The following is an 11,688-nucleotide window of genomic DNA, read 5'->3' as shown; positions in this document are numbered from 1 at the left end:
TGATGCAACCCCAAGCTTTCTACCGCGCGGTCGCGGACGATTTTAGCGCCGTCGACGGCATCATCAAGCAGCAGCTGACGTCTAAAGTGCCGCTGGTCTCCAAAATTGGCGACTACATTACGTCGGCGGGCGGCAAACGCCTGCGTCCTTTATTAGTGTTGCTGTGCGGCAAGGCCCTGGGCCGTCAAGGCGATGACCTGCGCCTGCTGGCCGCCACGATCGAATTCCTGCACACCGCCACCCTGCTGCATGACGACGTGGTCGACATGTCCGGCATGCGCCGTGGTCGCGAGACCGCAAACGCGATGTGGGGCAATGCGCCCAGCGTGTTGGTGGGCGACTTCCTGTATTCGCGCTCGTTCGAAATGATGGTCGAGCTGGGCTCGATGCCCGTGATGAAGATTCTTTCACAGGCCACACGCATCATCGCCGAAGGCGAAGTGTTGCAACTGTCCAAAGTCCGCGATGCCAGCACCACTGAAGAAACCTATATGGAAGTGATTCGCGGCAAAACCGCGATGCTCTTCGAAGCCTCTACCCACAGTGCAGCCGCGCTGTGTGGCGCCACCGCCGAACAGGCCGAGGCCCTGCGCACGTTCGGTGATCACCTGGGCGTGGCGTTCCAACTGGTGGATGACCTGCTCGACTACAAGGGCGACGCTGAAACCCTGGGCAAGAACGTCGGTGACGACCTGGCCGAGGGCAAGCCGACCTTGCCGCTGATCTACACCATGCGCGAAGGCACGCCGGAACAGGCTGCCCTGGTGCGCAAGGCGATCCAGAAAGGCGGGATCGAAGACCTGGAAGCCATCCGTGCCGCCGTAGAAGCCTCGGGCTCCCTGGAGTACACCGCGCAACTGGCGCGTGACTACGTGGCGCGGGCGATCACATGCCTGGAAGCGCTGCCGGCCAGTGAATACCGGGATGCTCTGGTTGAGCTGAGTGAGTTTGCGGTCGCCCGTACTCACTGATTCCGCGCTGTTTAATGTGGGAGCTGGCTTGCCTGCGATGACGGGAGTGAATTCACTGCCGCTATCGCAGGCAAGCCAGCTCCCACATTAGGACGAGTCCAACCCCACCCGCGTTTAAAACCCTATATAATGTGCGACTTTTAGCCATCCCTGACTTTCTAGGAGCTTTAGTGAGCACGTTGCCACCCTGCCCAAAATGCAATTCCGAATACACCTACGAAGACGGCGCCCAACTGGTCTGCCCGGAATGCGCCCATGAGTGGTCCGCCAACGGCGAGGCCGAAGTGGTCGGCGATGAGACCGTGAAGAAAGACTCTGTGGGCAACGTCCTGCAGGATGGCGACACCATCACCGTGATCAAGGACCTCAAGGTCAAGGGCACTTCCCTGGTGGTCAAGGTCGGCACCAAGGTCAAGAACATCCGCCTGTGCGACGGCGACCACGATATCGACTGCAAGATCGACGGGATCGGCCCGATGAAACTCAAGTCCGAGTTCGTGCGCAAAGTCTGAACCTGCTGCATTCCATCCCGCGCCCGCCGCGGGATGGCGTTTCGCCCTCTGCGTTGATCGAACGCAATACCCACACAGAAAAACCCAGAAATTGCCAATAGACGCTTGCTATTCTACGAATAAGAATTATTCTCATTGAAACCCATCAAGGAGAACGACCATGACTTATTTGATAGATGCCTGGCTGGATCGCCCCCACCCTTACCTGCGAATCCTGCATCGGGAAACCGGTGAAGTCTGTGCGGTGCTTGAGGAAGAAGCGCTGAACGAGCTGCAGGACCAGGGCGATCTGGACGTGAACGGCCTGAGTTCCAGTGAGCCTGGGGTGCTGAAGGAAGTGGTGAGGAATCTGTTTCTGTTCTGCTATGCACGAGCGTTGCGCCCGGCGACCGACTTGAATGGCAAGTTCCATCCATGAAGAAACTGGCAAATACCTGTTGGGGCGAACGCGTTCGTCCCAACAGGTAACCAGCAGGCCTTACAGAACGTCGAGCAGCTCGACGTCGAATACCAGAACGCTGTGCGGCGGGATGCTGCCAACGCCTTGAGCGCCGTAAGCCAGTTCGCTCGGCACGTACAGGCGCCATTTGCTGCCGGCATTCATCAGTTGCAGGGCTTCGGTCCAGCCGGCGATCACGCCACCCACCGGGAATTCTGCAGGCTGGCCGCGCTCGTAGGAGCTGTCGAACACAGTGCCGTCGATCAGGGTGCCGTGGTAGTGAGTACGCACTTGGTCTTCACGGGTCGGCTTGGCGCCGGTACCGGCCGTCAGCACTTCAAATTGCAGGCCGGAAGCCAGGGTGGTGATGCCATCACGCTTGGCGTTTTCTGCCAGGAAAGCCAGGCCAGCGCCCGCTGCAGCTTCGGCCTTGGCAGCGGCTTCGGCTTGCATGATTTCGCGGATCACCTTGAAGCTGGCCGCCATTTGTTCTTGGTCAACACGGCTTGGCGAGCCTGCGAAAGCGTCGGTCAGGCCGGCCAGGATCGCGTCCAGGCTGACGCCCGGTGGCGGGTTGTCGCGCAGTTGGTCGCCCAACTGACGGCCGATACCGTAGCTGACGCGGGTTTCGTCGGTGGACAGATTAACTTCGGACATGAAGAGGCTCCGCTGTAGGACGCCACGGTTTCCCGCGCCGCCCAGAACTAAAAGGGCCCGCAGACTAGCACACATGAGCGGGCCGTGATCAGCCCCACCCCGGCATCGCCGTTGCGCGCCGGCGACCCTTCGTCGACGAACAATAAAAGTATTTCAGAATCATCCTTTCCCGCCGATACAGCCCTACACATCTTGGCTGGCTCAAACAAAAACACACCGTCCAGCAGACAGACATCACTCTTCAAGGAGCTTTCGATGAACAGCTGGTTCGGTAACATCAGCGTCAATCTCAAACTCGGCCTGGGCTTCGGCCTGGTGCTGGTCCTCACCTCGATCCTGGCACTCACTGGCTGGACCAGCCTGGGCGGCTTGATCGACCGTAGCAATTGGATGAGCGACATCACCCAGCTCAATGCCTCGCTGACCAAGCTGCGTATCGTCCGCTTGCAATACATGCTGGCCAATGGCGACGAAGCTGTGGCGCAGAACGTGCAGACCAGCCTCGATGCCTTCGCCGCCCAGCAACAGAAGCTGCTCGACAGCTTCAAGAGCCCGGAAAACCTCAAGCTGCTCAATGAGCAGAAAGCCGTCATTACCGCTTACCGCCAGTCCCTGAACAAAATGCGCGAGGCCTACCGCAATGGCAACGCTGCGCGCGATGTCATGGGCGCCAAGGCCGACATTGCCAACGCGCAAATCAATGCGCTGGAAACCAGTGTGCAGCAGTCATCCGACAGCCCGGAACGCTTCACGCAGTTCCTGGCCGTGACCCAGGCCAAGAACGAATTCATGCAGGCTCGCTACGAAGTGCGCGGCTATACCAATAGCCCCAACGCAGAAACCGAAGCCCGCGCGGCTACACAGCTGGAAAAAGCTGTCGCCGGTTTGAAAGGCCTCAGCGTTGCCTTCGGTACTGGCCAGCAAAGCGCATTGTCCGCACTGGAAACCGCGCTAGGCGCCTACCGCAGCGCCGTGCAGAGCTACAAGGCGGCCAATGCCAATATCGTCACCGCCCGTGCCGAAATGACCACCCAGGGCGCCGACATCGTGACAATCAGCGACAAGCTGTACGACATCCAACTGGAACGTCGCGACGCCGAAAGCACCCAGGCCCGCAGCCTGCAACTGATCAGCACCTTGCTGGCCCTGTTGGTCGGCGTGATTGCCGCGTGGGTGATCACCCGCCAGATCACCCGCCCGATCCAGGACACCCTGGCCGTGGTGGAGCGCATCGCTTCGGGCGACCTGAGCCACAACATCCAGGTGACCCGTCGTGACGAACTGGGCGTGTTGCAGCAAGGCATCCAGCGCATGGGCACCACCCTGCGCGAGCTGATCAGCGGCATTCGCGACGGCGTCACTCAGATCGCCAGCGCCGCCGAAGAGTTGTCAGCGGTGACCGAGCAGACCAGCGCCGGCGTGAACAGCCAGAAGATCGAGACCGATCAGGTCGCCACCGCCATGCATGAAATGACCGCCACCGTGCAGGAAGTTGCACGCAATGCCGAACAGGCTTCCCAAGCCGCTTCCGACGCTGACGGCCAGGCCCGCGAAGGCGATAAAGTGGTGGCTGAAGCCATCGCCCAGATCGAACGCCTGGCGGCCGAAGTGGCGCGCTCCACCGACGCCATGACGCACCTGCAACAAGAGAGCAACAAGATCGGCAGCGTGATGGACGTGATCAAGGCCGTGGCCGAACAGACCAACCTGTTGGCACTTAACGCCGCCATTGAAGCTGCGCGTGCCGGGGAAGCTGGTCGAGGCTTTGCCGTGGTCGCCGACGAAGTGCGTGGCCTGGCGCAGCGTACACAGAAGTCCACCGAAGAAATCGAAGACCTTGTAGCCGGTTTGCAGAACGGTACCCAACAAGTGGCCAACGTGATGAACAACAGCCGCAGTCTCACCGACAGCAGTGTCGAGCTGACGCGCAAGGCGGGTGTGTCCCTGGAAAGCATCACCCGCACGGTGTCCAATATCCAGTCGATGAACCAGCAAATTGCCGCGGCCGCCGAACAACAGAGCGCCGTGGCGGAAGAGATCAGCCGCAGTATCGTGAACGTGCGTGACGTGTCTGAGCAGACCGCTACGGCCAGTGATGAGACAGCCAAATCGAGTGTTGAACTGGCACGCCTGGGTAGCCAGTTGCAGCAGATGGTCAGTCATTTCCGGGTGTAGCCCCACAACTATTGTGGCGAGGGAGCTTGCTCCCTCGCCACAAGGGCCTTACCTGCGAACAGCCCATGGGATAATCAGCCCTCGCTCTCCTCAACAAACACCAACCGATTCCCAAACGGGTCTCTGATGCTCATCTCCCGCGTCCCCCACGGCGTGTCTTCCACCCCAGGCTTGGCATACCGGTATTCCTTGCCCAGCAATTGCTGCTGATACGCATCGACCCCTTGGGCCTGGATCCGCACAGCCGCCCCTGGCGAAGCATCGCCATGATGCTCGGACAAGTGCAGCACACACTCCCCCAGCGACACTTGCACGTACAACGGAAAATTCGCCTCGAAGCGATGCTGCCAATCGACCTTGAACCCCAGGAAATCGACGTAGAACTCCAACGCCTTGGCCTCGTCGAAAATCCGCAGGATGGGGGTGACTTTTCCTAAGTGCATATAACTCTCCAAGTGCCGGTCGCTCGTTGCTGGCGAGCGACCACCCTAGCTCAGCAAGCGCTCAAAGTGAACACGCTCAATGATGGTGAATTTCCCTGATCCTTGCGCTCGACAGTTGATCATTGTCCACATGCACTTCATCGAACTCATAGGAACTTTCTTCAAACTGATTCAAGTGGCCCGACTTGCGCATCCGCTCGATGGTGCCAGGCGCCACACACTGGCGAGCCTCGACGAACTGCGGGTTTACCTCGATATTTTCGTTGAAAGAGACGACGGGAACACCGCGACTGTCGATTTCGTAAAGGTGGTACTTGCCGCCGAGTGCAGCATCACCAAAATGTATCGCCGCCGCCTTTGAGCGAGACGCCATCACAACATTGCCGTCCATCATTTTTGCAGGCCCGGAAAAGAAGTTTGAGTCCCGAAAACCATAATTTGCCGGATCACCGCGACGCTCTACGCGATCCGCCTTTTCGACGCGGTACAACTTGGGTATATCGGTACGTTCAATCATGCCTCGACTGTTGAAATACCCACCATCAGGCACCTGGACACCGGCCTTGAACGGATTGACCTTGAGCACGTTGCTATCGTCGTACGGCTCGTAATCCCCGGATGACGTGGCATCGGAAACCACCGAAGACGGCGACTCCTCATTCTCCGACAGTTCGTTTTCCGAGTCCTCGAGTTTGGGCTCCTTCGCCGTAGACGGGCCCTCCTCGACGATCTCATACCGGGGCTGCACTGAGGGACGCTTGGCCCCCCCTTGCAGGTAAATCTCCATGGATGGGTCCCACGCAGGATTCAACCCGTTTGCTGGTTTTTCGGGTAGCCGCGCAGGTTCGGTCGGACTCATCAGCACACCGATCTGCCCGTTCACGCGGCGATAGTTGAAAAACGGTTTTTGCGCCGTCGTCGGTTGAGCGCCGGACTCGACAGCGGGGTCGGCCGTGGAAGGGCCGGCCTTGCCGAGGGCGTGAAAAAAAGCCATCGTCGCGACGTCCATCACCGCCGAATGCAGCCCGTTCTTGCGCTCGGCCTGAGTGTCACCCTCCACGGCCTGTTCGATTTCCATTCCTACCTGTGCCGTGTAAGAGACGGCGCCAAGCGCCAGCCCAATAGGCCCGAGCAAGGCCATGGGGATGGAGAATATTGCGTTGCCGGCTTGCAACAGAGCCAGTGCGTCGTCCTTGCGCACTTCGGCGTTGGATTTCATTTCGGTATCCGCATCATTGTCGATGCGTTGTCGTGTCTGGCTGGCCATGAAGGAAAACACGTCCCCGCCGATTGGATAATTCAAAGTATCGATAACACTGTCATTCGCTGCCTGGGTGCCTGCACCCAGCTTGGCCAGGGTGACGTCCACGCCGTTGGCACTCAGGGCGCCAAACACGCCCTGCTGACGATCACGCAGCGAGAAATGCTCCTCCAGCGCTTTGGCTTTGGCGGGGTCCTTGCTTTGTTCGAGCACCCACTGGTCCACGGCGGCTCGGTCCTTGAAAGTCTGGATCGCGGGTTTTGCGCCGGGGACATAGAGGGTTTCGGTACCACTCTTGGAGATGAAGCGCAGGATGTCATTGGACTTATAACCATTGATGTCGAAGCAAAACACCCTGGTGTCCGGACCCGGCGTCGTCTGCGCCTGTAACTGGGCCTTGGACATCGGCCCCTCGAGCGGTACACCTGACGCCGCCGCTTTCATCACCTCGGCATAATCCTGCGGGCTCAGGCCCTGGCTGGAGTCTTGTTGGTTGAGGGCGCGCGCGGCACGGGCCTCCATCACGAACTGTTGCTTGGCCAGCATCCGCCACTCGTCGCCGTGCTGCATCCAAAAATTGTCCAGCCTGGTCATCACCTTTTTCTGCAGGTCCCCCTCACGCACCAGGTTCAACAGCTCGCTGGGCTTCATGCGCAGTTGGTTGCCGGCGTCGTAGGTACCTTTTCCCGGCCCATCCAGGTACAGGCCATAGGCGGCGTCCAGATCACGCCAGGTCTCCACGGCGTTGGGCACGTCATCGTGAATTTTCGAGTAGAGGTATCCCGGCCCCGTCCGGTCGAAAATGAACTTGCCCAGCCGGCTGAAAAAATCCGGCACACTTTCGCTGTCCAGCAACGAAAACGGGCTGGTATTCGAAGACACGAAATGCGCCAGCGCCTGAGCCTTGCCGGCCGTGCCGTAGCGTTCCGCCGAGAAAAAATCACTGGCCACGGCATCGGTCAGCGTCATGGACGACTCGGGAACTCCGCGATGTTCCCACCCGGTCACGGCGCTGCCAGTGTGGGTACTGTTGGCAGGAGAAAACTGATGCAGGTATACCTTGTCGGGGTCGATCCATTGATTGGTCAGGTTCCAGACTTTTTCCTGGATCCAGCCTTTGATCGTGTCACGCGGAAAAGGGAACGCCGACATCGCATCGACGCCCTCATTCACCGCGGCGTCAGGCGACGTGACGGTAGATGAAATGACGGCGTTGCCGGCCCGGTTAGCGAGTTGGCTGGGGCTTACAGGCTGAGTGTTCATACAGGCTCTCCGTAATAAGACCTGCACATGCTAGAGAGCCGTCCTTTGCAATCAATTAGCTTTTTGTAAGCGCTGATTGGCCATATTCAGACACGCTATCGGGCCGAGCACTGTCAGATCGCATCCCGCGCACCAAGCTGAAAACCTCGGCGCAAATCACCGCTGCGCGCCAGAAAACGACCCGCACGCCGTGTGTTCGACTGCCCTTCGCTGTAGCTCAAGACGCCGTTTACCCACACACGCTCAATCCCTTCGGCCGCACGCTGAGGCGTCTTGAAATCCGCCATGTCACGCACCCGCGCAGGGTCGAAGAGCACCAGGTCAGCCCAGTGCCCCTCGCGAATTTCTCCTCTTTGGGCCAAGCCGAAACGCGCCGCCGACAGCCCGGTCATTTTGTGTATCGCCGTGTACAACGGGAACAATCCGACATCCCGGCTGAAATGCCCTAGCACCCGTGGGAAAGCGCCCCACAAGCGCGGATGAGGAAACGGATCTTCAGGTAACCCATCCGACCCCACCATCGACAACGGATGCGCAAGAATGCGCCGCACATCCGCCTCATCCATGCCGTAGTACACCGCCCCCGCAGGTTGCAAACGGCGGGCGGCATCCATCAGCGAAACGCCCCACTGGGCGGCAATCTCTTGCAAATCACACCCGCCCATTTCCGGGTGCGGTGTGGACCAAGTGATGGTGATGCGAAACGCGTCAGTCACCTGCTTGAGGTCCAGGGTCGAGGAGCTGGCGGCATAGGGGTAGCAATCACAACCCACCGGATGATCTTTTGCCGCTGCTTCCAGGGCCGCCAACAGCTGCGGGCTGCGCCCCCAGTTACCGGCACCGGCGCATTTAAGGTGGGAAATGATCACCGGCACCCTGGCGTGTCGACCGATCAGAAACGCCTCATCCATTGCTTCCAGCACTGGCTCGAACTCACTGCGCAAATGCGTGGTGTACACCGCGCCGTAGGCCGTCAGCTCCTCAACGAGCTGCAGCACTTCATCGGTCTTGGCGTTGAAGGCGCTGGCGTAGGCCAGGCCTGTGGATAACCCCAGGGCACCGGCCTCCAGGCTCTCTTGCAACTGCACGCGCATGGCCGCGATTTCATACGGTGTGGCGGTGCGATGCAGGTCGTCCATATGGTTGCTGCGCAGCGCCGTGTGACCGATCAATGCCGCGACGTTCACTGCCGGATGGGCGCCCTGCACCGCGTTGCGATAATCGCTGAACCGCGGATAACAGAACTGCTCACGGTTGCCCAATAAGTTCATCGGGTCCGGCGGGTCGCTGCGCAAACTGACCGGCGAAGCGCTGATACCACAGTTGCCGACAATCACCGTGGTCACGCCCTGGCTGAGCTTGGGCAGCATCTGCGGCTGGCGAATCACTACCGTGTCGTCGTGGGTGTGCACGTCGATAAAACCCGGTGCCAATACCCGGCCATGGCCGTCGATGATCTGCTCGGCCTGGGCTGTGGACAAGTCGCCAATCGTACGGATGCGCCCTGCCTGCACGCCCACATCGGCGACATACCCTGGGGTGTTACTGCCATCGATGATCAGCGCCTGGCGAATCAGCGTGTCGTACTTCATATCAATCTCCAAGCGGCAGGCTACCAGGGCCGCCGCGGTAATCGTCCAGCGCCAGTTTGATCCGGCGCAGGCGTTCCTGGTTGTCGTCCGGCAGGGCCAGCGCCAACTCGGTGGCGAGCAGGTCGATAGCCAGCAGCATGCCGTAGCGGGCCGCAGTGGGCTTGTAGATAAAACTGGTTTCCGCCGATTGCAGCGGCAGCACGACATCCGCCAACTGCGCCAGCGGCGAATCGGCAAGGGTGATGGCAATGATCCGCGCGTCGTAGTTGCGCGCCAGCGTCACTACCTCCAGTAACTCCGGGGTCAGGCCCGTGAGTGAGCAGGCGATCACGGCATGTTCGGGCCCCAGGGTCGCCGCCGTGACACGCATCATCACAGGGTCGTGGCTGGCGGCAATCGGATAGCCCAGACGCACCAGGCGCACCTGCAACTCATCGCTGCACAGGCTCGACGGCCCGCCCATGCCGAACGCATGGATCATCCGGGCCTTACCCAATAGCTTGACCGCATCGCCAAAGCTGCGCTGATTGAAACCCGAAAGGTGCTGACGCAACGTCGCCTCGATATCCCCCAGAATCTGCCGATGAAACGCTGACTGTTCTGGCTTGCCCGCCGGGTCCAGGAAGCGGCTGCCCACGCCGTTGGCCTGGGCCAACTGCAGGCGCAAATCGCGCAAGTCACGGCAGCCCACGCTGCGGGCGAAGCGTGACAAGGTGGCGGTACTCACCTCAGCCCGTTGCGACAGTTCCTCCAGGCTGGCGGACGCGGCAAAGCCCACATCCTCAAGCATCAGCTTGGCAATACGCCCTTCGCCGGCACTGAAAGTGTCCTGGCGGGCGCGGATCTGATAGAGGATGTCCATGGGGGCTCCGGGTTACAGGCTCATAACACAAGGGACAGACCGTAGGTCAGGCCGAAGGCGACCAGCGAAATCAGGGTCTCGAGTACGGTCCAGGTCTTGAAGGTCTGGATGACCGTCATATTGAAGTATTCCTTGATCAGCCAGAAGCCGCCGTCGTTCACGTGGGAAAAGATCACCGAGCCTGCACCGGTCGCCAACACCAGCAATTCAGGGTGTGGATAACCCAGGCCCAAGGCGACCGGCGCGACCACTCCGGACGCGGTGGTCATGGCAACCGTGGCCGAGCCCGTGGCGATACGCATCAACGCCGCGAACAGCCAGCCCATTACCAGCGGCGACAAGTGAAACGCATGGGCCAGGCCGAGGATTTCATTGGTCACGCCTGCGTCCACCAGGATGCGATTCAAACCACCGCCCGCGCCCACCAGCAAGGTAATGCTGGCGGTCGGCGCCAGGCACTCGTTGGTGAACTTGAGGATCGACTCGCGGTTGAAGCCCTGGGCCAGGCCCAAGGTCCAGAAACTCACCAGGGTCGCCACCAACAGGGCGATCACCGAGTTGCCGATAAACAACAGGAACTGGTTGAAACCGCTGCCCGGCGTAGAAATCACGTTGGCCCAGCCGCCGATCATCATCAGCACCACCGGCAACAGGATGGTGCCTATGGTCAGTGCAAAGCTGGGCAGGCGCGTACGCGGTTCACGCTCGATGAACTGGCGCTCCAGCGGGTTTTCCGCTGGCAAATGAATGTGCGGCACGATGAACTTGGCGTAGACGGGCCCGGCAATGATCGCCGTGGGGATGCCAATCAAAATCGCATACAGCACCGTCTGCCCGACCGAGGCGTTATAGGCCAGCACCGCCATCATCGCCGCCGGGTGCGGCGGCACCAACGCATGCACCACCGACAGGCCGGCGACCATCGGCAGCCCAACCATCAGGATCGACACGCCCACGCGTCGCGCCACGGTAAAGGCAATCGGCACCAGCAGTACAAAGCCGACCTCGAAAAACAGCGGCAGCCCCACCAGAAACGCAATACACACCATCGCCCAGTGGGCATTGCGCTCACCGAAGCGGTTGATCAGCGTGCGCGCCACCTGTTCGGCGCCGCCCGACTCGGCCATCATCTTGCCGAGCATGGTGCCCAGCGCCACCACCAGGGCGATATGCCCCAGGGTCTTGCCGACACCCGCCTCGTACGAGCCCATGATGGTGTCCGCCGGCATCCCGGCCATCAGCGCCAGGCCGATGGACACCAGGGTAATCACGATAAAGGGGTTGAGTCGGTAGCGTGCGATCAGCACGATCAATGCAATGATGGCGATGGCAGCGTATGCCAACAGCCCGAAGCCCGGTGATGCGGCCATGCGGTACTCCTCGGAAAGGGTCACGTCGAATTGGTTGTGAAACTCATAAATCATTCCCGAGGAGCATTTTCAATTTTCATGAAAGTAATTTTCGCCCACGGATAAGCGCTGTCGCTTGGGGATATGCCCGACATGGGTGGATG

General features: G+C 60.2%; 10 protein-coding genes. 4 read left to right on the top strand and 6 right to left on the bottom strand.

Annotated features, from left to right (window positions below; genetic code table 11):
* Window positions 1–2 precede the first annotated feature (2 nt).
* The 3 genes from HU730_RS26255 to HU730_RS26245 all read left to right on the top strand — a co-directional run bounded on the left by HU730_RS26255 (window position 3) and on the right by HU730_RS26245 (window position 1,901).
* Window positions 3–971, top strand: a complete 969-nt coding sequence (locus HU730_RS26255) for a polyprenyl synthetase family protein (protein WP_003194086.1) — start codon at window positions 3–5, stop codon at window positions 969–971.
* Window positions 972–1,141: 170 nt separating this feature from the next.
* Window positions 1,142–1,483 carry a zinc ribbon domain-containing protein YjdM gene (locus HU730_RS26250; RefSeq protein WP_034128750.1) on the top strand — a complete coding sequence of 114 codons (342 nt, stop codon included), beginning with the start codon at window positions 1,142–1,144 and terminating at the stop codon, window positions 1,481–1,483.
* A gap of 160 nt (window positions 1,484–1,643) precedes the next feature.
* A complete protein-coding gene (locus HU730_RS26245) occupies window positions 1,644–1,901 on the top strand; it encodes a hypothetical protein (RefSeq protein ID WP_005791321.1) in 258 nt (85 codons plus the stop codon).
* Between the two features lie 60 nt (window positions 1,902–1,961).
* On the opposite strand, the gene HU730_RS26240 is transcribed toward HU730_RS26245, so the two are convergent.
* Window positions 1,962–2,579 (bottom strand): FKBP-type peptidyl-prolyl cis-trans isomerase, encoded by a 618-nt coding sequence (locus HU730_RS26240; RefSeq protein ID WP_034128752.1) that lies wholly within the window; start codon window positions 2,577–2,579, stop codon window positions 1,962–1,964.
* 255 nt (window positions 2,580–2,834) lie between these two features.
* Between HU730_RS26240 and HU730_RS26235 the strand changes: the two genes are divergently transcribed.
* Window positions 2,835–4,754 carry a methyl-accepting chemotaxis protein gene (locus HU730_RS26235; RefSeq protein ID WP_186527656.1) on the top strand — a complete coding sequence of 640 codons (1,920 nt, stop codon included), beginning with the start codon at window positions 2,835–2,837 and terminating at the stop codon, window positions 4,752–4,754.
* 74 nt (window positions 4,755–4,828) lie between these two features.
* On the opposite strand, the gene HU730_RS26230 is transcribed toward HU730_RS26235, so the two are convergent.
* The 5 genes from HU730_RS26230 to HU730_RS26210 form a co-directional block, all read right to left on the bottom strand.
* Window positions 4,829–5,197 (bottom strand): glyoxalase superfamily protein, encoded by a 369-nt coding sequence (locus HU730_RS26230; RefSeq protein WP_186527655.1) that lies wholly within the window; start codon window positions 5,195–5,197, stop codon window positions 4,829–4,831.
* A gap of 76 nt (window positions 5,198–5,273) precedes the next feature.
* The gene (locus HU730_RS26225) at window positions 5,274–7,721 is read right to left on the bottom strand and encodes a DUF6543 domain-containing protein (RefSeq protein ID WP_186527654.1); all 2,448 of its coding nucleotides are present in this window, start codon (window positions 7,719–7,721) and stop codon (window positions 5,274–5,276) included.
* Window positions 7,722–7,834: 113 nt separating this feature from the next.
* Complete coding sequence (locus HU730_RS26220; RefSeq protein ID WP_089042350.1) at window positions 7,835–9,313, bottom strand: D-aminoacylase; 1,479 nt, start codon at window positions 9,311–9,313, stop codon at window positions 7,835–7,837.
* Between the two features lies 1 nt (window position 9,314).
* On the bottom strand, window positions 9,315–10,175 hold the full coding sequence (locus HU730_RS26215) for a MurR/RpiR family transcriptional regulator (protein ID WP_186527653.1): 861 nt from the start codon (window positions 10,173–10,175) through the stop codon (window positions 9,315–9,317).
* A 20-nt stretch (window positions 10,176–10,195) separates the two neighbouring features.
* Window positions 10,196–11,545: a gluconate:H+ symporter gene (locus tag HU730_RS26210; RefSeq protein WP_232104138.1), complete on the bottom strand. Its 1,350-nt coding sequence runs from the start codon at window positions 11,543–11,545 to the stop codon at window positions 10,196–10,198.
* Between the last annotated feature and the right edge of the window lie 143 nt (window positions 11,546–11,688).

The sequence above is a fragment of the Pseudomonas sp. SWRI22 genome (assembly GCF_014268395.2).
Classification (GTDB): Bacteria; Pseudomonadota; Gammaproteobacteria; order Pseudomonadales; family Pseudomonadaceae; genus Aquipseudomonas; species Aquipseudomonas paracarnis.
Note: the sequence above shows the minus strand (reverse complement) of the source record. Positions and strands in the feature narration are given on the sequence as shown.

Excerpts from the sequence above, each read along its gene's own strand:
- HU730_RS26240 (WP_034128752.1), bottom strand. The coding sequence starts at position 2,579 with ATGTCCGAAGTTAATCTGTCCACCGACGAAACCCGCGTCAGCTACGGT.
- HU730_RS26215 (WP_186527653.1), bottom strand. The coding sequence starts at position 10,175 with ATGGACATCCTCTATCAGATCCGCGCCCGCCAGGACACTTTCAGTGCC.
- HU730_RS26220 (WP_089042350.1), bottom strand. The coding sequence starts at position 9,313 with ATGAAGTACGACACGCTGATTCGCCAGGCGCTGATCATCGATGGCAGT.
- HU730_RS26255 (WP_003194086.1), top strand. The coding sequence starts at position 3 with ATGCAACCCCAAGCTTTCTACCGCGCGGTCGCGGACGATTTTAGCGCC.
- HU730_RS26245 (WP_005791321.1), top strand. The coding sequence starts at position 1,644 with ATGACTTATTTGATAGATGCCTGGCTGGATCGCCCCCACCCTTACCTG.
- HU730_RS26210 (WP_232104138.1), bottom strand. The coding sequence starts at position 11,545 with ATGGCCGCATCACCGGGCTTCGGGCTGTTGGCATACGCTGCCATCGCC.
- HU730_RS26235 (WP_186527656.1), top strand. The coding sequence starts at position 2,835 with ATGAACAGCTGGTTCGGTAACATCAGCGTCAATCTCAAACTCGGCCTG.
- HU730_RS26225 (WP_186527654.1), bottom strand. The coding sequence starts at position 7,721 with ATGAACACTCAGCCTGTAAGCCCCAGCCAACTCGCTAACCGGGCCGGC.
- HU730_RS26230 (WP_186527655.1), bottom strand. The coding sequence starts at position 5,197 with ATGCACTTAGGAAAAGTCACCCCCATCCTGCGGATTTTCGACGAGGCC.